The organism is Kribbella sp. NPDC004138, from assembly GCF_053603655.1.
Map to the genome: position 1 here is coordinate 189,275 of NZ_JBSGFZ010000001.1, position 25,548 is coordinate 214,822.

Annotated in this window: 22 protein-coding genes; 10 read left to right on the top strand and 12 right to left on the bottom strand. The window is 69.5% G+C overall.

Translation table 11 applies throughout. From position 1 onward, the window contains the following. Nucleotides 1-8 precede the first annotated feature (8 nt). Complete coding sequence (locus tag ACWEOO_RS00910) at nucleotides 9-1,121, bottom strand: aminotransferase class V-fold PLP-dependent enzyme (protein ID WP_452141165.1); 1,113 nt, start codon at nucleotides 1,119-1,121, stop codon at nucleotides 9-11. A gap of 93 nt (nucleotides 1,122-1,214) precedes the next feature. Between ACWEOO_RS00910 and ACWEOO_RS00915 the strand changes: the two genes are divergently transcribed. The 4 genes from ACWEOO_RS00915 to ACWEOO_RS00930 are packed head-to-tail and all read left to right on the top strand — an operon-like array spanning nucleotide 1,215 to nucleotide 7,634. Continuing rightward, the gene (locus ACWEOO_RS00915; protein WP_452141166.1) at nucleotides 1,215-4,367 is read left to right on the top strand and encodes a penicillin acylase family protein; all 3,153 of its coding nucleotides are present in this window, start codon (nucleotides 1,215-1,217) and stop codon (nucleotides 4,365-4,367) included. A 27-nt stretch (nucleotides 4,368-4,394) separates the two neighbouring features. Then, nucleotides 4,395-5,009 (top strand): YbjQ family protein, encoded by a 615-nt coding sequence (locus ACWEOO_RS00920; RefSeq protein ID WP_452141167.1) that lies wholly within the window; start codon nucleotides 4,395-4,397, stop codon nucleotides 5,007-5,009. Beyond that, complete coding sequence (locus tag ACWEOO_RS00925; RefSeq protein WP_452141168.1) at nucleotides 4,999-6,393, top strand: GH1 family beta-glucosidase; 1,395 nt, start codon at nucleotides 4,999-5,001, stop codon at nucleotides 6,391-6,393. The genes ACWEOO_RS00920 and ACWEOO_RS00925 overlap by 11 nt, the downstream gene beginning before the upstream one ends. After that, complete coding sequence (locus tag ACWEOO_RS00930; protein WP_452141169.1) at nucleotides 6,390-7,634, top strand: MFS transporter; 1,245 nt, start codon at nucleotides 6,390-6,392, stop codon at nucleotides 7,632-7,634. Before ACWEOO_RS00925 ends, ACWEOO_RS00930 begins: the two co-directional genes overlap by 4 nt. On the opposite strand, the gene ACWEOO_RS00935 is transcribed toward ACWEOO_RS00930, so the two are convergent. Continuing rightward, nucleotides 7,565-8,896 carry a winged helix-turn-helix domain-containing protein gene (locus ACWEOO_RS00935; protein WP_452141170.1) on the bottom strand — a complete coding sequence of 444 codons (1,332 nt, stop codon included), beginning with the start codon at nucleotides 8,894-8,896 and terminating at the stop codon, nucleotides 7,565-7,567. The two genes, ACWEOO_RS00930 and ACWEOO_RS00935, sit on opposite strands and share 70 nt — an antisense overlap. A 166-nt stretch (nucleotides 8,897-9,062) precedes the next feature. Here ACWEOO_RS00935 and ACWEOO_RS00940 point away from each other — a divergent pair, with 166 nt between their 5' ends. Next, on the top strand, nucleotides 9,063-10,073 hold the full coding sequence (locus ACWEOO_RS00940; protein WP_452141171.1) for a phosphotransferase: 1,011 nt from the start codon (nucleotides 9,063-9,065) through the stop codon (nucleotides 10,071-10,073). On the opposite strand, the gene ACWEOO_RS00945 is transcribed toward ACWEOO_RS00940, so the two are convergent. Genes ACWEOO_RS00945 through ACWEOO_RS00965 form a run of 5 tightly spaced genes read right to left on the bottom strand, consistent with a single transcriptional unit; the run spans nucleotide 10,042 to nucleotide 14,825 of the window. Continuing rightward, nucleotides 10,042-11,343: an MFS transporter gene (locus tag ACWEOO_RS00945; RefSeq protein WP_452141172.1), complete on the bottom strand. Its 1,302-nt coding sequence runs from the start codon at nucleotides 11,341-11,343 to the stop codon at nucleotides 10,042-10,044. The two genes, ACWEOO_RS00940 and ACWEOO_RS00945, sit on opposite strands and share 32 nt — an antisense overlap. Before the next feature lie 21 nt (nucleotides 11,344-11,364). Next, nucleotides 11,365-11,799 carry an EVE domain-containing protein gene (locus tag ACWEOO_RS00950; RefSeq protein WP_452141173.1) on the bottom strand — a complete coding sequence of 145 codons (435 nt, stop codon included), beginning with the start codon at nucleotides 11,797-11,799 and terminating at the stop codon, nucleotides 11,365-11,367. A gap of 4 nt (nucleotides 11,800-11,803) precedes the next feature. Next, entirely contained in the window at nucleotides 11,804-13,318 is a 1,515-nt protein-coding gene (locus ACWEOO_RS00955; RefSeq protein WP_452141174.1) for a tripartite tricarboxylate transporter permease, read from the bottom strand. Continuing rightward, nucleotides 13,318-13,821 carry a tripartite tricarboxylate transporter TctB family protein gene (locus ACWEOO_RS00960; protein ID WP_452141175.1) on the bottom strand — a complete coding sequence of 168 codons (504 nt, stop codon included), beginning with the start codon at nucleotides 13,819-13,821 and terminating at the stop codon, nucleotides 13,318-13,320. Before ACWEOO_RS00960 ends, ACWEOO_RS00955 begins: the two co-directional genes overlap by 1 nt. Continuing rightward, the gene (locus ACWEOO_RS00965) at nucleotides 13,818-14,825 is read right to left on the bottom strand and encodes a Bug family tripartite tricarboxylate transporter substrate binding protein (protein ID WP_359934080.1); all 1,008 of its coding nucleotides are present in this window, start codon (nucleotides 14,823-14,825) and stop codon (nucleotides 13,818-13,820) included. The genes ACWEOO_RS00960 and ACWEOO_RS00965 overlap by 4 nt, the downstream gene beginning before the upstream one ends. A gap of 186 nt (nucleotides 14,826-15,011) precedes the next feature. Here ACWEOO_RS00965 and ACWEOO_RS00970 point away from each other — a divergent pair, with 186 nt between their 5' ends. Next, nucleotides 15,012-16,655, top strand: coding sequence for an ATP-binding protein (locus ACWEOO_RS00970; RefSeq protein ID WP_452141176.1), 1,644 nt, complete (start codon nucleotides 15,012-15,014; stop codon nucleotides 16,653-16,655). Continuing rightward, on the top strand, nucleotides 16,652-17,317 hold the full coding sequence (locus ACWEOO_RS00975) for a response regulator (RefSeq protein WP_452141177.1): 666 nt from the start codon (nucleotides 16,652-16,654) through the stop codon (nucleotides 17,315-17,317). The genes ACWEOO_RS00970 and ACWEOO_RS00975 overlap by 4 nt, the downstream gene beginning before the upstream one ends. Before the next feature lie 593 nt (nucleotides 17,318-17,910). Here ACWEOO_RS00975 and ACWEOO_RS00980 read toward each other — a convergent pair. Then, nucleotides 17,911-18,204, bottom strand: coding sequence for a transposase (locus tag ACWEOO_RS00980; protein WP_452141178.1), 294 nt, complete (start codon nucleotides 18,202-18,204; stop codon nucleotides 17,911-17,913). A gap of 392 nt (nucleotides 18,205-18,596) precedes the next feature. Between ACWEOO_RS00980 and ACWEOO_RS00985 the strand changes: the two genes are divergently transcribed. Next, nucleotides 18,597-20,699 carry a hypothetical protein gene (locus tag ACWEOO_RS00985; protein WP_452141179.1) on the top strand — a complete coding sequence of 701 codons (2,103 nt, stop codon included), beginning with the start codon at nucleotides 18,597-18,599 and terminating at the stop codon, nucleotides 20,697-20,699. Nucleotides 20,700-21,020: 321 nt separating this feature from the next. Here the strand turns inward: ACWEOO_RS00985 and ACWEOO_RS00990 are convergent, their stop codons facing one another. From ACWEOO_RS00990 to ACWEOO_RS01000, 3 genes are all read right to left on the bottom strand, one after another. Continuing rightward, on the bottom strand, nucleotides 21,021-21,584 hold the full coding sequence (locus ACWEOO_RS00990) for a DinB family protein (protein WP_452141180.1): 564 nt from the start codon (nucleotides 21,582-21,584) through the stop codon (nucleotides 21,021-21,023). Nucleotides 21,585-22,283: 699 nt separating this feature from the next. After that, the gene (locus ACWEOO_RS00995; RefSeq protein ID WP_452141181.1) at nucleotides 22,284-22,808 is read right to left on the bottom strand and encodes a gamma carbonic anhydrase family protein; all 525 of its coding nucleotides are present in this window, start codon (nucleotides 22,806-22,808) and stop codon (nucleotides 22,284-22,286) included. A gap of 62 nt (nucleotides 22,809-22,870) precedes the next feature. Then, nucleotides 22,871-23,332 carry a T6SS immunity protein Tdi1 domain-containing protein gene (locus ACWEOO_RS01000; RefSeq protein WP_452141182.1) on the bottom strand — a complete coding sequence of 154 codons (462 nt, stop codon included), beginning with the start codon at nucleotides 23,330-23,332 and terminating at the stop codon, nucleotides 22,871-22,873. 34 nt (nucleotides 23,333-23,366) lie between these two features. Between ACWEOO_RS01000 and ACWEOO_RS01005 the strand changes: the two genes are divergently transcribed. Together ACWEOO_RS01005 and ACWEOO_RS01010 are read left to right on the top strand one after the other, a co-directional pair. Continuing rightward, nucleotides 23,367-24,530, top strand: a complete 1,164-nt coding sequence (locus tag ACWEOO_RS01005; RefSeq protein WP_452141183.1) for an MFS transporter — start codon at nucleotides 23,367-23,369, stop codon at nucleotides 24,528-24,530. 23 nt (nucleotides 24,531-24,553) lie between these two features. Continuing rightward, nucleotides 24,554-24,916, top strand: coding sequence for a cupin domain-containing protein (locus tag ACWEOO_RS01010; protein ID WP_359934064.1), 363 nt, complete (start codon nucleotides 24,554-24,556; stop codon nucleotides 24,914-24,916). Here the strand turns inward: ACWEOO_RS01010 and ACWEOO_RS01015 are convergent, their stop codons facing one another. Then, nucleotides 24,917-25,489: a TetR/AcrR family transcriptional regulator gene (locus ACWEOO_RS01015; protein WP_452141184.1), complete on the bottom strand. Its 573-nt coding sequence runs from the start codon at nucleotides 25,487-25,489 to the stop codon at nucleotides 24,917-24,919. Nucleotides 25,490-25,548: the final 59 nt, after the last annotated feature.

The following is a 25,548-nucleotide window of genomic DNA, read 5'->3' on the forward strand; positions in this document are numbered from 1 at the left end:
TTCTTGTGTCAGGTCAGGACGGCCCAGAGGCGGGCGAGGACGGTGGCGATCTCGTCCGCGTCGAGTGGGACGAGCTCCAGCATGAGTTCGTCCTCGGCCGTGCGGTCGGTCATCACGTAGATCGGTGGTGTGCCGGCCTCCAGTTCGGTGGCGACGCGTTTCGCGTCCGGGACCGTCAGCCGGACCCGGGACACCTGCAGGCCGGTGGGATCCTGTACCGCCACGGCAGTGATGCCGGGGATCCGCGAGGCCGCGTCGACGAACGCGTCCACCTTGGCGAGCTCGTCGGCCTCCCACTTCACCCGGTCGAACGCCTGCCACTCCTCGAGGGCCGCGAGAACGCCGACGATCGCTTCCTTCGTCGGCTTCATCACCCGCCCGATGCCCTTCTCCTGGGCCCGCAGCGCCTGCACCAGGCTCCAGCTCCCGGCCGCCAGTCCGGCGGTCGGCGAGCCGAGGTACTTCTGCCCGCTCACCAGCACCAGGTCCGCACCCGTCGCGAGCAGGTCCGCGATCCGCGGGAACTGCGCGGCGCCGTCGATGATCGCCGGTACGCCGCGGCGGTGCGCGGCCCGGATCGCGGCGACCAGGTCGATCGGCTCGCCGCGCGCCAACCGCGACGACACCAGCATCAGGCAGGCGACGTCCGGGCCGTCGAGCTCGGCCTCCAGATCGTCGATCGTGCAACCGTCCTCGTCGCCGGCCAGGTCGACCTGCGCGCCGGCCAGCCTGATGCCCTGCAGGTTGGAGTGCCCGTAGTCGATGACGTGGCAGGCCGGCAGCACGACGCGGTTGTGCATCTCCGTTGCGTCCGGCAACGCCGCCGTACGCCGGGGGTCGCCGCCGGTCATCGTGGCCGCGGCGGCGAGCGTGATACCGGCGGCGGTGCAGTGCACGACGGCGCCGGCCTGGGCGCCGGTCACCTGCGCGATGGCCTCACTGGCCCGGTCGCCGAGCTCGTCCATGTCGAAGAACTCGGGCAACGCCTGTGCGACCGCCGCCGCCACCCCGTCGGAGCTCCTCGACACCCCCAGCGGGGTGTACGTCCCCTTGGCGTTGATCACCACACTCAACCGATAACGATCGTGGATGCTCATGGTGTTGCCGAGCGTAGTGGTCACGGACAGCAATTGGCGAGAGTCCGAGAGCAGTCAAGATCTTGACCCGAAGCTACTCGTGAGTCATTCTCACTTTTACCGACCTGAGGAGGGACCGTGCCCCGCCCCGCACTCCGAACCCGCCTTCGTACGACGATCGCCGTGGCCGCCGTCACCGCTGTCCTGGCGGCTCTGCCGGCGCCGACCCAGGCAGCGCCCCAGGCTGTTGCCGCGAGTCCCACCGACTATTGCCTGGAGCAATGTCGTGACATCCTGCCGCCCGGGCAGAACGGCAACGCAACCTTCACGGATCTCCTTGCTTTCAAGGCGTTGGGAGTCCGTCCGGCGCACTTCAGCGACACGGTGAAGCCGTACCAGGACCTGGTCTGGAACTCGCAGGGCATCACGGACGCGGGTCTCGCGCCGTACTTCGACGACTCGTCGTTCGGAGTCAAACCGGACGACGTGGCAAGCACCGTCCAGCCGCGCAGCGACGTGACGATCGTCCGCGACAAGTCGCGCGGCATCCCGCACATCACCGGGACCACGCGGCTGGGCACGATGTTCGGTGCGGGGTACGCCGGCGCGCAGGACCGGCTGTTCGTGATGGACGTGTTCCGGCACCTCGGCCGCGGCCAGCTGACGCCGTTCGCGGGCGGCGCGGCGGCGAACCGGGAGTTCGAGCAGGAGTTCTGGCGGACCGCGCCGTACACCGAGGCCGATCTGCAGCGGCAGTTCGACGACGCGGACGAGTTGTACGGCGCCGACGGCGTGAAGATGCAGCAGGACATCCAGGCCTGGGTGGACGGCGTCAACCACTACATCGACACGGTCGGCATCGCGTACCCCGGCGAGTACGTCGCCCTCGGCCTGCAGTGGCCGACGCCGCACTGGAAGGTGACCGACGTGGTCGCCACCGCGGCCGTGGTCGCGGGCATCTTCGGCACCGGCGGCGGGTCCGAGGTGACGTCGGCGCTGGCGCTGCTCGAGGCACAGGCGAAGTACGGCGTTGCCCAGGGCACCAAGGTCTGGGAGTCGTTCCGTTCCCAGAACGACCCGGAAGCCAGTACGACGGTGCACAACGGCGCGACCTTCCCGTACGGGACGACCGAGCCGAATCCGGCCGGCCGCGCGCTGCCGGATCGCGGCTCGGTCACGCCGGAGCCCGAGGTGATCGACCAGACGGCCGGCAAGACGGCCGCCGCCGTACCGGCCCCGGACAACGCGGAAAGCCTGCGCGGAATCTTCGACAGCGGACTCTTTCCGGAAGGTTTCGGAAAGAAGGGCCTGTCGAACGCCCTCCTGGTTTCCGGCGCGCACACCCAGTCGGGCCACCCGATCGCGGTCTACGGCCCGCAGACCGGCTACTTCGCCCCGCAACTGCTGCTCCGCCAGGAACTGCAGGGGCCCGGCGTCAGCTCGCGCGGTATCGCGTTCGCCGGCCTGAACTTCTACACGCTGATCGGCCGTGGCCCCGACTACTCGTGGAGCGCCACGTCCGCGGGCCAGGACATCACCGACACGTTCGCCGTGCCGCTGTGCGAGCCGAACGGCGGAACGCCGACGAAAACGTCGCAGTACTACGTTTTCCGCGGCCAGTGCGTGCCGATCGAGCGGCTCGAGCGGCACAACGCGTGGTACTCCAGCCTCGGCTCGTCGGAGCCCGCCGGGTCGTACACACTGGTTGCCCTGCGCACCAAGTACGGCATCGTCACGCATCGCGGCACGGTCGGCGGAACGCCGGTGCTGTTCGCCAGGAACCGCTCGACGTACGGCAACGAGGCGGGGTCGGCGCTCGGGTTCATGCAGTTCAACGACCCGGACAAGGTCAAGTCCGCCGCCGACTTCCAGAAGGCGGCCGCGAACATCGGGTACACCTTCAACTGGTTCTACACCGACAAGGACTCGATCGCGTACTTCAACTCCGGTGACAACCCGGTCCGCGCGGCCGGCGCCGACCCGAACCTGCCGACCTGGAGCTCGTACGAGTGGCAGGGCTGGAACCCGGTCACGAACCGCGCGACGTACACGCCGGCGGCGCAGCACCCGCAGGTGGTGAACCAGGACTACCTGACCAGCTGGAACAACAAGCAGGCGCCCGGGTACTCGGCGTCGGACGGTCAGTGGGGCTACAACGCGGTCTACCGGAGCCAGCCGCTCGACGACCGGATCAAGGCGGTCATCGGCAGCGGCCAGAAGTTCACCCGCGGCAAGCTGGTCGAGGCGATGGAGGACGCGGCCACGGTCGACCTCCGCGGCGATCAGGTCCTGCCCTACCTCCTGAGAGTGCTCAAGTCCGCACCGATCACGGACCCCGCGGTCGCCGACGCGGTCGCGAAACTGACCGCCTGGCAACAGGCCGGCGCCCATCGAAAGACCCCCAGCGCAGCATCCCGCACGTACGACAACGCCGATGCCATCCGCATCCTCGACGCATGGTGGCCCCTGCTCGTCCCTGCACAGTTCAAGGCCCTGGGACCCGACCTCTACGGCGCACTGACCGCCAACTTGAAGATCGACGAGCGCCCGAGTGCCCAGGGATCCGCCTTCCAGAGCGGTTGGTGGGGCTTCGTCCAGCGCGACCTCCGAAAGGTCCTCGGCGACCCGGTACAGGCGGACCAGCCAGTCACCTTCTGCGGCAGCGGGTCACTGGCCGCCTGCCGCACCACCCTCACCGAGACATTGCTGGCGGCGACCGAGGTCCCGGCGTCGACGACCTACCCGGCGACCGCGGACTGCGCGGCAGGCGACCAGTTCTGTGCCGACCAGATCGCGCACAACCCGATGGGCGGCATCACCCAGGACAGGATCGCGTGGGTCAACCGGCCGACGTACCAGCAGGTGGTCGAGTTCCCGGCGAAGCGCGGCGACGACGTCAGCAACCTGGCGGCCGGGAAGACGGCGACCGCGAGCAGCTACGAGAAGGGGTGGTACAACTCGCCGCCGGCCCAGGCAGTGGACGGGAAACTGAACACCCGGTGGGCCAGCGATTGGTCCGATCCGCAGTGGCTGAAGGTTGACCTCGGCAACGAGCAGCCGGTCAGCCGGGTGGTGCTGCACTGGGAGGCCGCGTATGCGCGGGCGTACAAGGTTGAGGTGTCCCGCGACGGGTCCACCTGGCAGCAGGTGTACGCGACGACAGCCGGTGACGGTGGCCAGGACGTGGTCCGCTTCGGCGCCGTACCGGCCCGGTTCGTGCGGGTGACGGGGACCCAGCGCGCGACGTCGTACGGGTATTCACTCTACGAGCTGCAAGTCTTCAGGTGGTGATACCCCGGCGCCTGTCACCATGGGCGCATGAACCAGAACTTTCCCCCGAACCAGCCGTATCCGCCGCAGCAGCCCGGTTACCAGCAGGGCCCGCCGCCCGGGTACCAAGGTCCGGCGCAGCAGGGGTACCAGCAGGGTCCTCAGCAGCAGGGGTATCAGCAGCAGGGGTATCAGCAGCAGGGGTATCAGCAGCAGAGCTACAGCCAGCCGGCCCAGCCCGCTCAGCCCGCAGCACCGCACGTCGCCCCTCAGGGGTCGCCGTACCCGGTGCTCGTCTCGACCATGAACGACCTGCCCGGCTACACCGCGGAGCAGGTGTTCGGGGAGGTCTTCGGGCTGACGGTGCGCAGCCGCAACATCGGGTCGAACTTCACCGCGAGCTTCCGGTCGCTCGGCGGTGGCGAGGTGCCGGAGTACACCCAGATGCTGGCCGAGTCGCGGCACGTCGCCGTGATGCGGATGTGCCAGATGGCGCAGCAGATGGGCGCGAACGCGATCCTCGCGATGCGGTTCGACTGCAACGAGATCGCGCAGACCATGAGCGAGGTGGCCGCCTACGGCACGGCGGTGGTCGTCCGGAAGATCGAGCCGCCGCGCGCCCAGGACACGACACCCGACGAGGACGATGCGAATGAGAGCTGAGCTGACCACGTCGAGCGCAGCGAGCGAGGAACTGATACTGCCGGCCGGTTTCCGGTGGGGGGTCTCGACGTCGGCGTACCAGATCGAGGGTGCCGTGGCCGAGGACGGCCGCGGTCCCTCCACCTGGGACACGTTCTGCGCCGAGCCCGGCCGGATCCTGAACGGCGACACCGGTGCGGTGGCGTGCGACCACTACCACCGGTACGCCGAGGACATCGCGCTGATGCGTGAGCTCGGCGTGGACACCTACCGGTTCTCGTTCGCCTGGCCGCGGATCCAGCCGTCGGGGAGCGGTCCGGGGAACGCGGCCGGCCTGGACTTCTACGACCGGCTGATCGACACGCTGCTCGGTGCCGGGATCCAGCCGGCGCCGACGCTGTACCACTGGGACACCCCGCAACCGCTCGAGGACGCCGGGGGCTGGCTGTCCCGCGACATCACCGGCCGGTTCGCGGAGTACGCCGCGATCCTGGGCGCGCGCTTCGCGGACCGGGTGCCGCTGTGGATCACGATCAACGAGCCGGTGGTGCTGACGTTGATGGGGTACTCGCTCGGCGCGCACGCGCCCGGCAAGGAGCTGCTGTTCGACGCGCTCCCGGTCGCGCACCACCAGCTGCTCGCCCACGGCCGCGCGGTGCAGGCGTTGCGGGCCGCCGGGGCCCGGACGATCGGCATCGCGTCGAACCACGCGCCGACCTGGCCCGCGACCGACAGCGCGGAGGACAAGGAGGCGGCGGCGCTCTACGACAACCTGGTCAACTGGTTGTTCGCCGATCCGATCCTGCTCGGCGAGTATCCGGCGGGCATGGGCGACGCGATGCCGGGGCCGGTCGCGGACGACCTCGCGGTGATCTCGACCCCGCTCGACTTCTTCGGTATCAACCACTACGCGCCGGTCTCCGTCGGCGTCGCCACCGGTCAGCCGGACACCGCGGCGACCGACGGCATTCAGCTGCCGCCCGGCTTGCCGTTCGAGCCCCGCCGGCTCGAGGGATACCCGACCACGGACTTCGGGTGGCCGGTCGTGCCGGAGGCGTTCGGCGAGATCCTGCGGACCTTCAAGGAGCGGTACGGCGACAAGCTGCCGCCGATCTACATCACCGAGAACGGGTGCGCGATCAACGACGGTCCTGTCGACGGGGTGGTGACCGATCAGCGCCGGATCGACTACCTGGACGGCTACCTGCGGTCGTTGAAAGGCGCGATCGACGCCGGGATCGATGTCCGCGGGTACTTTCAGTGGTCGCTGCTCGACAACTTCGAGTGGGCGGCCGGGTATTCGCAGCGGTTCGGTCTGGTGCACGTCGACTTCGAGACCCTCGAGCGCACGCCGAAAGCGTCGTACTTCTGGCTCCAGGCCCTGATCGCCCAGAACCGGCGATGATTCCCGAGCCCGGCGTGGTGCCGTCCGCCTTGGCAGAGCCGACCGTCCGGGTGCGGGGCGGGTGGACGGCGGCCGTGGTGCTGGCGAACGTCGGGGTGTTCGCCGCCTGGCTCGGGCCGATCCAGGTGCTGCTGGCGAAGCAGTCGGAGGCTGTTGCGCCGGGCAACAAGGAATACGTTTTCGGCCTCGTCACCGGCGTCGGTGCGGCAGTGTCCGTGGTGGCGAATCCGGCCTTCGGCGCGCTCTCGGACCGGACCACGTCCCGGCACGGCCGCCGCGTTCCGTGGGTGATGGCCGGCGCCGTTGGTGGCGCCATCGGTCTCGGGATCCTGTCCGGCGCACACCTGATCGCGCTGATGCTCGTCGGCTGGTGCCTGATGCAGCTGTTCGGCAACGCGCTGCTCGCCGCGGCCACTGCCGTCGTACCGGACCGCGTCCCGGTCGCCCAACGTGGAGTGGTCGGCGGCTGGGTCGCCATCTCCCAGGTCCTCGGCGCGCTGGTCGGGACGGCGCTCGCGGCCGCGTTCGAGAGCTTCACGCTCGGGTACCTCGCCTGCGCCGCGTTCCTGCTGCTGTCGGTTGTTCCGTACCTGTTCCGCAGCGACGACGTCCCGCTGACGGAGCGCCCGCCGTTCGTGCTCGGCGAGTTCCTGAAGGGCTTCTGGATCAGCCCGCGCCGCTACCCGGACTTCGGCTGGGCGTGGCTGACGCGGTTCCTGTTCAACGTGGGCAACGCGTTGGGCACGCTGTACCTCTTCTACTACCTGCAGGACGAGGTCGGCGTCGACGACCCGGACACCGGCGTCCTGATCCTGACCGCGATCTACAGCGTGTGCGTGCTGGTGACCGCGATCGGCTTCGGGCGATGGTCGGACCGGTCGGGCAGGCGGAAGGTGTTCGTCACCGCGTCCGGCTGGGTGATGGCGGCGGCCGGGGTCGTCCTCGCGGTGTGGCCGACCTGGCCGGGCGCGATTCTCGGGGCGATCATCCTCGGTGCCGGCTTCGGCGTGTACCTGTCGGTGGACTTCGCGCTGCTGACCGAGGTCCTGCCGAGCGCACGCGACCGCGGCAAGGATCTCGGCGTCATCAACATCGCGAACTCGTTGCCGCAGGTGCTGGCGCCGGTCATCGCCGCGCCGATCGTCAAACACCTGGGCGGCTACCCGGTGCTCTACTTCTCGGCGTCCGCGGTCACGCTTCTGGCCGGCGTCCTCGTGACCCGGATCCGCTCGGTCAGCTGAGCCGCCGTACGCCCATCGGCGGGGACGGCGATGTGCTCGAGGTCGAGCCAGTCCGCCATCAGGTGGAGCTCGGCCGCCAACTGCTCGACGAAATCGGGGGCGCCCGGCTCGGCGGTGAGGGTCGGCACGACCAGAGTCGAGTTCTGGCGGTCGGCCTTGAGGTCGACGCGGGCGACCAGCCGGTCGCCGAGGAGGAACGGAAGCACGTAGTACCCGTGGACGCGTTGCGGTGCGGGCGTGTAGATGCTGATCCGGTAGAAGAAGTCGAACAGGTGGTGCGTGCGGTCGCGGTTCCAGATCAGCGGATCGAACGGCGACAGCAGCGCCTGCGCCTCGACCGGTCGGTCCTCCGCTTCGTGCCACCGGTACGACTGCTGCTTGACGCCCTCGACCCGCACGGGCACCAGGTCGCCGGCGTCGACCAGATCGGCGATCACCTCGCGTCCGGTTGCAGCCGGCAACGGAAAGTGCGCCTGACCGCTGCCGCCGCAGAGCTCCTTCAGCGTCGCGATCCCCAGACCACGCGCCGCGATCCGGACCAGCTCACGCCGTGCCTCGTCGGCGGTTGGCACCGGGGCGTCGAGGACGCCGGCGGGTAGCACGCGCTCGGTCAGGTCGTAGATCCGCTCGAAATGCCGACGGCCCGCGATCGTCACCTGGCCCGTGCAGAACAGGTACTCGATCGCGATCTTCGCGTCCTGCCAGTTCCACATCGTGCCGGTGGACGGATCCGGGTGCGGATCGGTGCGCTTGCGGCGTACGCCGTCCGGGCTCGCCTCGCCCGCGGTCAGCGGCCCCTGTTCCGTCACGAGCCGGAGGACCTGGTCGACGTACCCGGGCCGCTCCGCCGTCAGCCGGCGCATCCCCGCGACGACCGACCACGGCGCGGTCACGTCCGGGCTCAGCTCGTCGTCCCACACCTGCCGCTCGGCGGCCAGCATCCGCCACCGCATCAACGGGAAAACGTCCAACGGGAGCAGAGCCGCCTTGTGGCCCCAGAAATACTCGAACAGCTCCCGATCCGCGCCCCAGCTCATCCGGTCCAGGCTCGCCCGCGAGTAGTTCCCCACCCGCGCAAACGCCGGCAGGTAGTGCGACCGGCACACCACGTTGACCGAGTCCAGCTGCAGTACGCCGGCCCGCCGGATCGCTTTCCGCACCCGTCGTACGTCCACCCGCCCGCGCGGACCGCCGAACCCCTGCGCCCGCAGGGCAATCCGCCGCGCGCTCTCCACCGAGACGTCATCACCAACGACCACCATGAACCGAACCTATAGCGCAACACTTGGCTCATGCAGTCCATCACGATCGGACCGGAACGCCCTGGCACCCCGTCGGCGGGCCGCATTTGAGAGGTTCACCTGCCAACTCGCCCCTTCCCCCACGGTGTGCAGGGGGTGAACGGACACTTTGAGAGGTGAACCTCTGATGATCTCTCGCCCCTCGACGTCGTCAGCGAACCTATGCTGCCGGGGGGACAGGAACCTGGGAGGAAAGCTGCTCACGTTCGGTGCGGAGGAGGTTGCGCGCGCGTTCGAGCTGGGTGTGCCGGTCGGCGGTCTCGTCCTGGTCAGGCGCGGTGACGCGGAGGCCTGGCGGCTCGACACCAGCACCGGAAGCTACTTCGTGAAGGGGTACTTCGAGGACCTGACCGGTCAGCTGGCGGCGGCGATGGAGTTCGAGCGGTTGGCGCTCGAGGCCGGGGTGGACATGCCGGAGCCGGTCGCGCCTGCCGATCCACTGCTGGGCTGGGTGACCCGGATCGATGAGCGGCTCTTCCGCGTCTACCGATGGGTCGAGCACCGCGACCCTGGGCTGGACGTCTCCAGCTGGTTCGGCCGCACGATGGCGGGGGTTCATCAGCTGCAGCCCCTCGGCTCGGGCGGCTTGCCTCAGTGGTGGCGGCAAGCGGTTCATTTGCCCGCGACGTGGGAGGACTGGTTGGCCGACGCACAGCAGCGCCAGGCGCCGTGGGTCGACAGTTTCGCGGAGACTCTTCCACGCATCCTCACAGCCGGCGCACGCATCGCGGAGCTCTGCGATGGCGTACCGGATCTCGTGACAACCCACGGCGACTTCAAGCCCCACAACATCGTCAACTCTCCCTCCGGGCCTGTCCTGGTGGACTGGGACGCCGTCCGCACCGACAGCGCAGCCCTCGAAGCAGGTCGGGCCGCCTATATCTTCGGAGCCGGCGATCCCCAGCGGATCAGGAGGATCCTGACCGCGTACACCGCTGCCGGCGGCGAACTCGGTTGGACCGGACCGGACCTCTTTCTCAGCGTGACCAGAAACCACCTCCAGGTGCTGAGCGAGCTCATCCAGGTATGGCTCGGGCAAGCCGACGCAGCCCGCTGGATGGGCGACCGCGCGACGATCGAGAGCGCGATCGCCGACAGCCTGCTCGCTATGCGGGCAGCGGCTCCGCCTGGTAGCTGAGGTTCAGCCGGCGGTAGGCCGCGCTCAGGAAGGCCAGGAGGACGACGATCAGCATCAACAGGCTCGCGGCGACGAACGCGAGGGCGATGCCGCGCGCCTGCCCGGCGCCGAGCAACCAGCCGAACGTACTGCGGCCGGACGCCGAGTCCATGTACGGGATGAGCAGGAACTGCGCCGCCGGGCCGACCGCGAACGCGGCGATCGGGGTCGACGCAGTCTCGATGCTCTGGGCGAACCCGAACACCCGGCCCTGCTTCTCGAACGGGACCATCCGCTGCAGGATCGTCTGCTCGGCCGCCTCGGCGATCGGGACCACCAGCATGAACCCGAACATCCCGAGCACCAGCAGCGACTGCCACTCGCGCACCGCCGTACCCATGCCGACGACCGCGATGCCGACGTTCGCCAGCAGCAGCAACCGCAGCGGCGAGCGGCCGAGCCCGAAGCGGGCCACCAGCGCACCGCCGGCGATGAAACCGATGCTGGTGATGCCGAGGACCACACCCCACGACTGGACCGAGAACAGGTTCAGCCCGTACGGGTCCATCAGCGCCATGAACACACCCATGATCAGGTTGTTGAACGTGCTGAACAGCACCAGCGGAAGCAGCCCCGGGACGGCGCGCATCGTCCGCCACGCGCCCCGGACGTCGATCCGGGCCCGCTCGTGGTGCTCCGGCCGCGGTTCGTCGAGGTGGATCGCGAGCAGTAGGTGGACGAGGACAGCGACGGTGAACACGACGGCGATCGCGACCGTGCCACCCATGCCGACGAACCCGACGGACAGGCCGCTCAGGACGCTGGTGATCAGGTGGGCAACGCCGTTGACCGTGCCGACCAGGCCGTTCGCCCTGTCGCGGCGGTCGGCCGGGACGAGCAGGGTCACGGCGGTGGACAGCGCGATGCTGCGGAGCTGACCGGCCGTGCTGCCGACCAGAACGAGCAGTGTGAACACCCAGAACCACGGCCCGTTGCAGTCGGTGAGGCGGCGGCCGGCCACGGCGTACAGGACGCCGGCGAGTGCGAAGGCGACGCCGGTGATCGAGGACGACAACGCCATCGCGGTCTTCTTGCGGTGCGCGTCGACGACCGCCCCGAAGATCGTCCCGGAGGCGGCCCCGATGAGCATCGAAACGCCGGAGACGAGCGACGCCGCGAGCACCGAGTGCGTCACCAGGTACACCCAGAACGCGAAGCCGAAGCTCAGGAACGTGGTCGTCACGTTCGCGACCAACGTGTTGATCAGCAAGCGCCGGAATGTCGTGTTCATACTCCTACGTCGAACGCGACCTCACGGAATTGACATGGCCTCCCGAAGGACCGCGAAATCGTCCGGATCGAGCGGGACGAGACCGCGGCGGAGCTGGTAACCCCAGTTCGCCTGGCGGGTGAGCTTCAGCTCGAAGTCACGCAGCGCGGCCCGGCGTACCGGCAGGAACTCGATCCGCCGCCGCCACGGCTCGATCGTCCCGCGTGCGCCCATACTCATCGGTTCGGCCTGGTACGGCGCGTCGTCGGCGACCACTCCGAGCGCGGTGAACGCGCGCAGCGGAGTTTTCTCGCCGTACCGCTCGGTCGGGGAGTAGATCGCGAAACCGTCGCCCTTGCGGAGCCGGGCGACGCCGTACCGCTTGCCGTGGTTGAGCTGGATGAAACCGCCGTCGACCGCCCGCTGGGTGTGGTCCGCGGAGACCACACCCAGCCAGGCCCTGTTCAGATCGTTCATGCACCTACTGTGAGGCCGAATATGCGACATCTTTCGTCATAATTCGGCGGCGGAGCTTGGCGAGCAGCGGCGCGGCGATCAGCACCACGATGACGGCGTAGATGACGTACGCGACGGGACCGCCCACCAGCCCTGAGACGTCGCCGTTCGACAGTTGCAGCGCCATCCGGGCCTGGCGCTCCGCGATCGGGCCGAGGATCACGCCGATGATGAGCGGCAGCACCGGCAGCCCGAACCGGCGCATCCCGAACCCGAGCAGGCCGAGCAGCAGGAGCAGCAGCAGGTCGAGCGGCTGCGCGTTCACGGCGTACGCGCCCATCGAGGCGAAGAAGATGATCCCGGCGTACAGGTACGGGCGGGGGATCTGCAGCAGCTTCGCCCAGGCCGGCGCGAGCGGCAGGTTGAGCAGCAGCAGGAACAGGTTGCCGATGAACAGGCTCGCGATCAGCGCCCACACCAGCTTCGGCTCGCGCTGGAACAGCAACGGTCCCGGCTGGATGCCGTACGACGTGAACGCGGCCAGCATCACGGCCGCGGTAGCGTTCGTGGGCAGGCCGAGCGCGAGCATCGGCACCAGCGTTCCGGCGGCCGACGCGTTGTTCGCGGCCTCCGGTCCCGCCACCCCCTCGATCGCGCCGTGCCCGAACTCCTCCGGGTGCTTGGACAGCTTCTTCTCGGTGGCGTACGACAGGAACGTCGGGATTTCCGCGCCGCCGGCCGGCAGCGCTCCGATCGGGAATCCGTACGCCGTCCCGCGCAGCCACGGCTTCCATGAGCGGCGCCAGTCGGACTTGCCCATCCACGGCCGGCCGACCGGGATCACCGTGCCAGGGTTCCGCCGCAGGTGCGCCGCGACCCAGAGCGCCTCGCCGACCGCGAAGATGCCGACGGCAACCACCACGACGTCGATACCGTCGGCGAGCTGCGGGATCCCGAGGGTCAGCCGCTGCTGGCCGGTCACCTTGTCGATCCCGACCAGCCCGATCACCAGGCCGAGCAGCAGCGCCGCGAACCCGCGGATCCGCGACGACCCGAGCACCGAGGTGGCGCCGGCGAACGCGAGCAGCATGATCGCCAGGTAGTCCGGCGCGCCCAGGCTGATCGCGAACTTCACCACCTGCGGCGCGACCAGCACCAGCAGGAGGGTGCCGATCGTCCCGGCCACGAACGACCCGATCGCGGCCGTCGCGAGCGCCTGCGCGGCCCGCCCGGCGCGGGCCATCTTGTTGCCCTCGATCGCCGTCACCACCGATGACGACTCGCCCGGTGTGTTGAGCAGGATCGACGTCGTCGAGCCGCCGTACATGCCGCCGTAGAAGATGCCGGCGAACATGATGAACGCCTGCACCGGCTCCAGCCCGTACGTGATCGGCAGCAGCAGCGCGACCGTCATCGCCGGCCCGATCCCGGGCAGCACGCCGACCGCTGTACCGACGGTGACTCCGAGCAGCGCCAGCAGCAGGTTCAGCGGCGTCAGCACGTCGCCGAACCCGTTCAGCAGGTTCATCAGGTTGTCCATCACAGAATCCCTTGCAGTACGCCGGCCGGCAGGTTGACGCCGAGCCCGATCGCGAACGCGTAGAACGTGATCAGCGCCAGCGCGACGGCGATCACCAGGTTGCGGATGTGGTGCCGGCTGCCGAGCGCGAACGCCGAGCCCCAGAACAGCACGGTCCCGCTGATCACCCAGCCCAGCGGTTCGATCAGCACCAGATTCACCACGAACGCGGCGATCAGCAGCAGCACGGTGCGCCAGTCGACGGGCGACGTGACGTCGACGTCCTCGCCCTCCTCGGCCGCGCCGGTGCCGCCGCGGGCGACGTCGACGGCGTACAGCGCGGCGACCACCAGGAGCAGGACGCCGAGCACGATCGGGACCGGCTTCGGGCCGATCGGATCGTTGCTGTTGGCAATGTGCTGGAGCCGGGCGGCGTCGACGATCACCAGGGCGCCGACGACCGCCAGGAACCCGCACACTCCGTACTGCGCACGATCCGGCCGCCGGGCAGCGGCCTCGCTCATGCCGCCAGACCCAGTTTCGTCAGGATGTCGGCGACCGCCTTGTCCTGGTCGGTGAGGAACTTCCCGAACGCGTCGCCGGTCACGAACGCGTCGGTCCAGCCGTGCTTGGTCAGCTCGGCCTTCCACTCCGCCGAATCGTGCATCTTGGTCAGCGCGTCGATCCAGACCTTCTTGTCCGCGTCGCTGATCTCCGGCGGCGCCACGATGCCGCGCCAGTTCGTGAACACCAGGTCGATCCCGGAGTCCTTCAGCGTCGGCACGTCCTTGAGCGCGTCGATCGGCTTCTCGCTGGTCACCGCGAGGACGCGGACCTGGCCGCTCTCGACCTGGTCGAGGAACTCGCCGAAACCGCTGGCCCCGAAGGCGATCTTGCTGCCGAGCAGCGCGGGCAGCAGCTCGCCGCCGCCGTCGTACGAGACGAAGTTGACGTCCTTCGGGTTGATCCCGACCGCCTGCGCGAGCTGCATCGGCAGCAGGTGGTCCGGGCCGCCCGGCGACGAGCCGCCGCCGACCGCCAGCCCCTTCGGGTTCGCCTTCCACGCGGTGACCAGGTCCTGGATGGTCTTGTACGGCGAGTTCTTCGGCACCACGATGGCGCCGGCCTCCTCGATCATCTTCGCGATCGGGGTGGTCTGGGTGAGCGTGGCCTTCGACTTCGACGTGTACGTCGCGCCGACCACGCCGAGCCCCATCTGCATGGCGAGCTTGCCGTTGCCCTTCTCGTTCACGATCCGCTGCAGGCCGACCGTGCCGCCGGCGCCCGGCAGGTTGAACACCTGCGTGCCGGTCGCGATCTTCGCGTCCTCCATCACCTTCGCGGCGGTCCGGGCGGTGGTGTCGTACCCGCCGCCGGCGGTGTTCGGCACCATCAGCCGCAGTCCGGTGGCCGGCTTCCCGCTGTCGTCGTTCGCGTCGCCGGACTTGTTCGCGGTCGCACCGCACGCGGTCGCGCTGACCAGGGCGAGCAGCGCCGTGGTGACCCAGAGCATCGGCCTAGACCTCATCGGCTGAGTCCTTTCCTAGAGGGGATCAGGTGGCGACGATCGTGGACCTCCGGTGGTACGGGCGTCTGCGTTGTGGCCGCAGCGGTGGTTGAGTTCATTGTGGTCACGGGCGGAACCTGGGTGAAGTGTGGCACTCGGGCTCCGGACCGGTGATCATGCGGTTCGGAAAGGGCGAGGAGGTGGACGATGGCGAGGCTGGGACGGCGGACGACGCTGGCCGGGCAGCTGCTCGTGTTGCAGCTGGCGATCGTGCTGGTAGTGCTCGTCGCCGTGGCTGCGGTCTCGCTCGCCCAGTCTGCCGCCACGTTCAACCGGGTGGAGGGCCGCCGGGTGACCCTGCTCGCGGAGCAGCTGTCGGCGAGTCCCGCGCTGCGCTTCAGCATCCGCAACCCGGCGCCCGCGGAGATGCTCGCTCCGACCCTGCAGACCAGCATCGCCCAGTCCGGCGTCACCTCGATCACGGTCGCCGACGCCAAGGGAAAGGTGATCGCGGCAACCAACGTGACGCTGATCGGCACCAAGCTCACGCTGGGTGATCCGGATGTCCGGAAGGGCTGGTCGGGGCAGCTGCGGGGCGACGACGGAATGGAGCTGGTCGCGCAGGTCCCGGTGCTGAGCGAGGGCAAGGACAAGCTCGGCAATCCGGACGGGACGCTCGGTGACCACATCGGCACCGTGATGGTCGGCGAGCGCTCTCCTTCGGTACTGCAGCGGTTGCGCGGCGCTTCGTCGTACCTGGCGATCTATCTCGGGATCGCCTGCGTGCTCGGGCTGCTCGGGTCGTGGCTGCTCGCGCGCCGGATCAAGCGACAGACGCTCGGGCTCGAACCGCGGGAGATCGCCGGTCTGGCCGAGCACCGCGAAGCCATGCTGTACGGGCTGGCCGAAGGAGTCGTTGCCCTGGACCCCCAGCTGCGCGTGACGCTGGTGAACGACGTCGGCCGACGGCTGCTGGACCTGCCCGCCGACGCGGTCGGGAAATCACTGCGGGACCTGGGGATCGAAGGGCGGCTGCGCGAGGTGCTCGCCGGCGACGACGAGGCGCGCGACGCGGTCGTCGTACGGCGGGGGCGGGTGCTCGTGATGAACCGGATGGAGGTGCTGAAGGACGGGCGGTCGCTCGGATCCGTGACCACGCTGCGCGACCGGACCGAGCTCGCGCAGCTCGAGCGCGAGCTGGGCTCGTTCCGCTCGTCCGCCGAGCTGCTGCGGGCGCAGACGCACGAGTTCGCGAACCAGTTGCACACGATCTCGGGGCTGATCCAGATCGGGGAGTACGACGAGGTGGTCACGTACGTCGGTGCGCTCAACCGGTACCGTGAATCGCTCGATCTGACCGTGACGCGGCGGGTCCACGACACCACGGTCGCGGCCCTGCTGATGGCGAAGTCGTCGCTCGCGGCCGAGCGCCGCGTCGAGCTTCGGGTGTCCGAGCGGACCACCCTGCTGCGCCTCGATCCGGCGCTTTCCGCCGACATCGCGACCGTCCTCGGGAACCTGGTCGACAACGCCGTCGACGCCGCGGCGCAGTCCGGCACACCGCTGTCACCCGCGTGGGTCGAGGTCGAGCTGCGGCAGGACGCGACCAGCGTCGAGATCGTGGTTCGCGACTCCGGACCCGGTGTCGCGCCCGAGCTGGCGCAGGAGGTGTTCGCGCACGGCTTCACCACCAAGGCCGCGGCCGAGGGTGAGCGGGGGATAGGCCTGGCGATGACGCGCCTGATCTGCCGGCGCCGCGGCGGCGAGGTGGCGGTCACCAACCTGTCCGAGGGCGGCGCCGCGTTCGTGGCGCGGATGTCCACCCAGCGGACCCCGGAAGGAGCCCGATGATCACCGTCCTGGTCGTCGACGACGACTTCATGGTCGCCCGCATCCACCGCGGGTTCGTCGACCGCGTCGACGGCTTCGAGGTCGTCGGCACCGCGAACTCGGGCGACCAGGCGGTGGCCGCGCTCGCCGACCTCGCTCCCGACCTGATCCTGCTCGACCTCTACCTGCCCGACGTGTTCGGTCTCGACCTGATCGCCCGGCTGCGCGCCGTCCGGCCCGATGTCGACATCCTCGTCATCACCGCCGCCCGCGAGGCCGACGCCGTACGCGGCGCTGTCCGGCAAGGGGTCGTGAACTACCTGCTGAAACCCTTCGGTTTCGAGGATCTGCGGACCCGGCTCCAGGAGTACGCCCGCCGCCGCGCCAGCGTCCCCGACCAAGTCACCTCCCAGGCCGACGTCGACCGCGTCCTCGCCCCCACCCGCCAACTCGTCAACCGGCTCCCGAAAGGCCTCAGCCAGGAAACCGCCGACCTCGTCGCCGCCGCTCTGCGAGCCACTCCCGACAGCCTCTCCGCCGCCGAATGCGCCGAGAAGATCGGCATCTCCCGCGTCAGCGCCCGCCGCTACCTCGAGTTCTACGCCGCCCAAGGCCGAACCGACGTAACCCTCCGCTACGGCACCACCGGCCGCCCCGAACGCCGCTACACCTGGCGAACCTAGAACTTCCAACCCACACGAGCTCCTCAGGCGCTCACCTAGTCGCTTCGATGTACCGGCGACGGCGGTTCTGGCGGCGGTGTGGGTGGGCCAGGGTGGCGGTGGTAGAGGCGCGGCAGTACCGGACGTCCTGACTCGAGGTGTACTGGCAGCCGCGGAGTGGAAGGTCGCGCCTGCAGCTGTCCAGCGCCATCTGGAGCGAGTCGACGACCAGACTGGTGCGGGTTACGGTCGGCCAGTTGACAGCCGACGACCATCCGGGTGGCCAGGTCGATCACGGTGGCCAGATACAGCCAGCCCTGACCGGTGCGCAGCTGTCCGGGCGAAGGCACGCTCCAGCAGGTCGGGTGAGTCGACCGGGCGGTCACCGGGCAGTGTGGTCCGCCGGTAGCCGCGTGACTGCACGGCCCGCAAACCAAGCTCACGCATCAAACCCTCGACCAGTCCCAACCTGCACGCACACCCCTCGCGGTTCAGCTGGGCCGGCACCCGTAGGTCTGCCGGGGCCGGTCGAACACCTGCCGGATCCGCGTACCCAAGACCCGCCGCCTGACACCGGCCGCAGCCTCGGCTCGGTGGCGCCAGGCAGCGGCTTTTCAAGAACTCGTTCTCCATCCGCAACCGGCGGATCTCGGCCTCCATCTCCTGCACCCGAACCTGATCCACCGGCTCCTGCGCACCGGCCTGCGAAACTCACTCACCCACTTTTTCAGCGTCTTCCGCTCCACACCGAGATCACCCGCCACCTCGGTGATCGTCCGCCCCGACCGCATCACCATCCGCACAGCCTCAGCCCGAAACTGCGCACTGAACCGCCAACGCCTCCCGGCTCGCTCCAGAGCACCTGTCCAACACCCTTGGCACACCTCACCCCGCTTAGCGCGGTGCATTGGTTGCGGCTACCAGGACCTGGGCGATGCTGGCGCGGCTGGTGTCCACGGCCGCGGCATGCCGAACGCCGGCCCGGGGTAGGGCGGCGGAAGCTGCGGGTTGCAGCCCGCGGAGCGACAGCGCCGGAGACTGTCCTGGTCTCGACCGACTGCGCTCGGCGGGCCGTGCGCACCGTCATCAGCCGCCCGCCCCTCTCGACGCATTCTGCGCCGCGGCCCTCGATCCGCCGCCACCGGACAGAACCCACGCACTCCAGCACGATCTTGCTGCAAAGCGCTCTCCCAAGACGTGCCGATTGCCCGGCCGCGAGACCGGTAATTCCCTTGCCTGCAAGGGATTCCGGCGTCTTGCCGATTTGGCTGTAATCAGATCGTGATCTACAATAGAACACATGTTCGACACTGATCTGGATGATCTCGACACCGCGGACCTGCTCGCCGCGGCCGCCGAGTGCGCCCAGATCGAGAACCGCGCCGCCACCCGCATCCTGGAAACCGCGCTCGCCTACGCCGACCGCAACGCCGTCGCCGAAGGCTACGAACCGCTCCCCGGCTACGAACGCGTCCTCGTCTACGGCGGCGACGGCTGCCCCGGCGTCGCCGAATTCGCCCCGATCGAGTTCGGCGCCGTCCTCGGCATCTCCAGCGGCGCCGCCAGCTCCCTCATCGGCGAGGCCCTCGCCCTGCGCCACCGCCTCCCCATCGTTTGGGCCGCCGTCCTGTCTGGCACCGCGATCGCCTGGCGCGCCCGCAAGATCGCCCACGCCTGCCTGACCCTGTCCCAAGAAGCCGCCGCGATCGTCGACCGCCGCGTCGCCGCGATCATCAACACCGTCACCCCCAGAAAGCTGGCCGCAATCACCACCGCCGCGATCTGGGAAGCCGACCCCGCCCAAGCCCAGGCCAACGCCGAAGCCACCGCCAAGACCCGGGGCGTGTTCGTCTCCCAATCCGACGACCACGGCACCAAGAGGATCTGGGTGCGTGCAGCGGCCGGCGACGTGATCCGCTTCGACGCCAAGATCGACGACCTTGCGCAAGCCCTCAAAGCCCTCGGCGACACGGACACCCTCGACCAACGCCGCGCCAAGGCCGTCGGCTGGATCTCCGACCCCGAATCCGCCCACCACCTCATCGAAGTAGCTCGCCACCTCGCCCGCATGCAACCCACCAACACCTGGACCGCGCGTACCGGCGACACCACCGCCGACACCACCGCCGACACCACCGGCGAGGCGACCGGCGAGGCGACCGGCGAGGCGACCGGCGAGGCGACCGGCGAGGCGACCGGCGAGGCGACCGGCGAGGCGACCGGCGAGGCGACCGGCGACACGACCGGCGAGACCACCGGCGACACGACCGGCGACACGACCGGCGAGACCACCGGCGAGACCACCGGCGACACGACCGGCGAGACCACCGGCGACGCGGCCGGCGGTGACGGTTGTCCGGTGACCTCGAACCTCAGCGACTTCGAGCAATCCCCGCCGGTCGATAAGCCCGCCGACGTCGACCACATGGCGAGCAAGGCTGCTGGTGCTGTGGCCGGTGAGCCGACTGGTGCTGAGGTGACCGACGGCATCATGACCGACTCGGTGGCTTACAGCACGGAGGCCGGTGGCGTGTCCGAGGGTGCGGACGGGTTCAGTCGCCAAGCGCTGGCCGGCACGCTGGCGGCCCGGTTCGCCGCGATCAAGCGCGACGCCTACAGCACAGGCCTCGGCGCGGTCGCCGGGCGGCGTAACCGCCACATCCTGTACGTGCACCTCACCGACAAGACCCTGGCGACCGGCGCCGGGGTGCTGCGGGTTGAGGAGCTCGGTCCGCTCTTCGCCAGCCAACTGACCGAACTGCTTGGCCACGACCAGGTGGTCGTCAAGCCAGTGATCGACCTGCACGACCAGGTCAGCGTCCACAGCTACGAGATCCCGGATCGAATCCGCGAACGCGTTCGTCTGCGTCACCCGGTCGACATGTTCCCGTACGGCGGCGGAGAGGCCACCACCCGGATGGACCAAGACCACATCAGGCCGTACAGCCACGCCGCGCGACCATCGCAGCATTCAGCACCGGCCAAGCCGTCAGCACCGGCCAAGCCGTCAGCACCGGCCAAGCCGCCGGGGCGATCGAGCGCGCCGGACCGTACCGCCCCGCCAGGCCGAGCCGCCTCAGCGGATCGCGCGTTTCCGCGCAGCCGAACCAGCTCAGCGGATCGCACCGGTCCGCCCGGTCAGACACGCCCGCCTGGCCGCACACGCCCGCCGGAACGCACCGGGCCGCCGGGGCAAACCAGCGTCGACAACCTCATACCGCAGAGCCGACTCCACCACCGCGCCAAAACCTTCGGCGGCTGGAGAAACCGACGTCTGCCTACCGGCGCCATTGAATGGACCAGCCCCCACGGCTTCCGCTTCCTCGTCGACCACAACGGCACCCACCAACTCCCACGACGACAAACCCGCAACCGCAAACCCGGGCCGCGCCCGGGCCCATGAGCACACCAACCGGCTCGGTAGCCCGTACCTGCCGTACGGAGCGGTCGGAAGCGGAGCGGCGCTGCAACAATGGCCCTCGGAGCCGGCGAGCCGAGAGTGTCGCCGACAGCTCGCGGAGACGATGCCGGGCGGCGTACGGCAACGCCCTGATCATCGCCTGAAGACAGGTCCGCACCCACCAGATTCCGGACCTGGGCGCTCGCCAACCCGCCCCCGGTGCTTCGTGCCTCGCGAATCAGCGTTTACCCGTGGTGTCGGCGGCCCACCGCGCGGAGCGCGTTGGCCTCGCAAACGCGCCGGTCCGGATCCGGCGGTAGCGGTTCAGCGGGACGGGTCTGCGGCTCGGGCGGCTTGTTCGATTCGGGTTCGGTGGGCGGTCCAGTCGACGTCGGGGTCGGTATTGGCGGTGTTGTCGAGTTGTTCGCGGAGGATGTCGGCGTGGCCGGCGTGGCGGTTCGATTCGGTGAGGACGTGGACCATCACGTTGAAGAGCATGACGTCGGGGCGCGGCCACCAGGGGACGGTGGCGCGGGCGTCGATCGGGAGTGCGGTGATGGTGGCGTCGGCGTGCTCGCAGGCGCGGCGGTAGTTGGTGAGGATCTGCGCGCGGGTTTCGTGTTCTCTGACCCAGAGGTGGTCGTGGTTCGCGTAGCCGGGATCGGTGAAGCTCGGGAGCGGGTCGGCGTACGGCCGATCGAAGATCTCGCCGAGGTAGCGCGCCTCGGTGATCGTCAGGTGCTTGATCAGGCCGAGCAGATTCGTGCCGGTGTGGGTGAGCGGCCGGCGTACGTCGTACTCGGACAACCCGTCGACTTTCGCCACGAGCCCTGCACGTACCCAACGGAGAGCGTCGTGCAGATAGGCCTTCGCGAAGTCGTCGATCACACCGCCAATACTCACCCGACGCGGGGTCGCGCCGGTCGGCATTCGCTCATCCACCCGCGCTGCACGCGGCGATCTCTACACCAGGGGGCCGTGATCAGCCCGGCGCTCCTCCGTGTGGCCGCCAAGGTCACCGACTCGGCAGGCGGGCCGCCGTGCCCGGTTCATGCCGGTCGCGTTCAGCCCGGCGGCGCAGGCAGCCTGCCGGGGCAGTTCCTGTGGGCGCCCGGCAGTTGCCTACACCCGGCGAGGCCGGGTGCGGGTCGCCGGTCTGGTGGTTGGGGGCGGGTGCCGGTTCGCAGCTTGTCGGTGGCGGCTGGCTGGGCCGGGTGGTAGCTGGCACTTGGGGCGTTGGCTGGAAGCCAGCGTGGCCCTGAGTGGGGTGGGTCGCCGGTCTGGTGGTTGGGGGCGGGTGCTGGTTCGCAGCTTGTCGGGGCGGCTGGCTGCGCCGGGCGGCAATTGGCAGCTCGGGCGTCGGCCGGGAGCAACCGTCCGGCGCTTAGTGGGGTGTGTGCGGGGCGCCGGCCTGCTGGTTGGAGGCGAGCGCCAGCTCGCAGCTGGTGGGCGGCAGCTGGCGACAGCCGGCGCGGGATCTCCCACGTCGGCAGGGACAAGTGTGCCGCGCTGAGCCATGGAGCTCAGGAGAGTGGGGAGATCGAGGAGCGGGGCGACGAGGAAGGGGCCTTCGGTTTGGGTTGGGGCTTAGTCCTCGACCAGTTCGATCGTGGCGGCGTGGCGTTCGGCCAGGGCGTGGTAGACGGTGGCGTTGTGGTCTACGAAGAGTTTGGCGGTGCCGTCGAGCGGGACGATTTTCTTGGCGGGGCTGCCCATGGCGACTGACTCGGGTGGGATGACGGCGCCGGGGGTGACAGTGGAGCCGGCGGCGATGAGGGAGCGGGGGCCGACTACGGCTCCGTCGAGGACGATGGCGCCGTTGCCGACCAAGGCTTGTTCGCCGATGGTGCAGTCGTGGACGAGGCACTGGTGTCCGACGGTTGCGTTCGGGCCGATCTCGCAGCCGTTGTGGCCGACGTGGATGACGGTGTTGTCCTGGATGTTCGCGCCGGCGCGGATCGTGATGGTGCCCAGGTCGGCCCGGATCACCGCGCCGTACCAGATCGACACCCCGGCCTCGACGACCACGTCGCCGACGAGAGTGGCGGTCGGCGCGATCCACGCGTCGGGGTGAACGGTCGGGCGCTTACCTTCGAACGAGTACAGCGGCATGCGCCACACCCTAGGCCCTGTCTGGCAATCCATCGCCTGCTGCGGGGCACTCGGCACAGGACCTAATCAGTGATCGTGATCCCGGAAATCGGCGTACCGGGCGGCAGGTCGCGGATCTGGCTGTGGATCTGGCCGAGAATGTTGAGCGACACCACGAAGTCCATCGCCTCGACGTTGTCGAGCGCGATCTCGCCGCCGAGCTGTGGCGGATGCGCGAACGAGTAGACCTGATCAGGCCCCGGTACGACGCCTTGGTCCGCGGCGCCAAACGCGAGACCGGCCAACAGGTACTGATCCTGACCGTCCTCCGTGTTCAACGAGTCCCGCAGCTCGTCCGCGCTCGCCCAGGGCCGCTCCAGCGTCCCCTCAAGCGTGTCCAGCCACCAGAACCCGTCCGCCGCCTGGAAGAACACATCCCCGAACGGCGACGTGAACACCGGCACCATCCCGTCGAGCTCGAGAAAGGTCCAGGATTCGAGGCCGCGCGCGTACTGCTCGTCCGTGAACGTCCGGGTCAGCTCCATGCCCGCGAGCCTAGCCTCCAACTAGGGTGAGCGGATGCTCAAACCAGTCGCCGGGTTCGCAGCGTTCGGTCTGTTCTGGGGTGCGTGGGGAGCGATCCTGCCCGCGATCCGCACCGGGGCCGGAGTGAGCGACGGCGAGCTCGGTGTGGCGCTGCTGATGATCGGCCTCGGGGCGCTGCTGTCGATGCGGCTGACCGGATACCTCATCGACCGGTACGGCGGCATGGTGCTGCCCGTCGTGATGGTGCTGTTCGCGCTCTGCGGCGTACTGCCGGCGCTGGCCGGTTCCGTGGTCTCGCTGAGCGCCGCACTGTTGTTGCTCGGAGCAACTTCTGGCGCGACGGACGTGGCGATCAACGCGGCCGGATCGCATGCCGAGGCAGGCACGGGACGCCCGGTGATGAACCTTGCCCACGGCATGTTCTCGGTCGCGGTCGTGGTGGCGAGCCTCGGTACGGCGGGACTCCGGGCCGCGGGTGTCGGCGCGCTGCCGGTGCTGGGCGGTGCGGCGGCGCTGATCGTGGTCACGGCCGTCGTCGTCCTAGCGCCCGGAGCAACCCGCACGGTTCGGACGACGCCCAACGAAGAACGCGCCCGGCTCCAGCCCGTATTGCTCGTGCTCGGCGCACTGTGCGCGCTCGCGTACCTGGTCGAGAACGCCTGGCAGAGCTGGAGCGCCGTCCATCTCGACACCTCGCTGGATGCCCCGGCTGGTCTGGCGTCGATCGCTCCGGCGGTCTTCGCCGCGGCGGCTGCCACCGGCCGCTTCGCCGGCAACGCGTTGCTGAAGCGCATCCAACCGGTGCCGCTCCTGGTCGCGGGCGGTGTGGTGGCCGCGATCGGAACGCTCGTCGCGGCCGCGGCGGGCAACCCGTGGACGGCGCTCGCCGGTATCGGAATCGCCGGTCTCGGTACGTCGGTGTGTGCGCCGACGATCATCGGCATGGCCGGGGCCTGGGCCGGGCCGGAGCGTCGCGCGGGAGCGATCGCGGTGGTGACCACGATCGCGTATCTCGGTTTCCTGGTCGGCCCGGCCGCCGTCGGTGCGCTCTCGTCCGCCTGGTCACTGCCGACTGCCCTGGCGAGCGTCGCCGTACTGGCGGTGGTCGTCGCCGCACTGGCCCCAGTGGCGGGACGGCTGGCGGCTTCGCCTCACGGTGAAAGGGATGTGAAAGAGCCCGGGACGAGGCTACGGTGACAGGATCGATCGAGGAGGGTGGCATGACGGAGATCGCGAAGTCGGGGGCCGCGGTGATCAGCCGGGCCGACGGACGGGACGACGGCGAGGAGTGGACCGAGAACTACACCGAACTTCCGGGTGGTGCCGGCGTCTCGCTGATTCTCGAGTCGACCACGCAGGAGGGCGTCGGCCCGCGGCTGCACCTGCATCCGTACGCCGAGACGTTCATCATCCGGCGCGGTTCGGCGACATTCACCGTCGACGGCGAGGAGATCGTCGGCAAGGCCGGCCAGATCCTGGTGGTCCCGGCCGAGACCCCGCACAAGTTCCGGACCGGTCCCGGCGGCTACGAAGCGGTGCACATCCACGCCAACCCGACTTTCGAAACCACCTGGCTGGAGTAGCTACTCAGGCGGAGTGAACGCGGCCAGCAGGGTCGCGGTGATGTACGGCGCTGCCTCGTCGGAGGTGATCCGGCCGGCCTGGATCTCGGTCGCAGCGCCGTGCATCACGTTGTGCATCACGCTCACCAGCCATGACGTCGGCAGGTCGGTCCGGAACACCCCTTCGCTGCGGCCGCGTTCGAGCAGCCGCTCCACGCGCGCCATCGGATCGGCGTGCAAGTCGCGCACGCGGCCGGGCGGCAGTGCGTCCTGAGCCGCGATCAGCAGCGCCCGGTACTGGTCGACCAGGTGCCAGCTCGACGCGATCAACCGGGTCAGCGCCTCCCGCGGGTCTCCGGTCAGGTCGACCTGCCCCAGCGTTTCCTCGCCGGTCGCGATCGCCTGCACGAACACCGCGTCGACCAGCTCGGCCCGGGACGGGAAGTGCCCATACAGGGTCACGCGCGCGACGCCGGCCGCCTTCGCGATCTCCGACGTACTCACCGCCGGATCACGGCTCAGGCACTCGGCCGCGGCGGTCAGGATCGCCGTGATGTTGCGCTGCGCGTCCGCGCGCCTGGTGGTGACAGCCATCCGGGACCTCCCTGATCTTGAACACCACTGTACGAATTCCTCTTGTCGAACACCAGTGT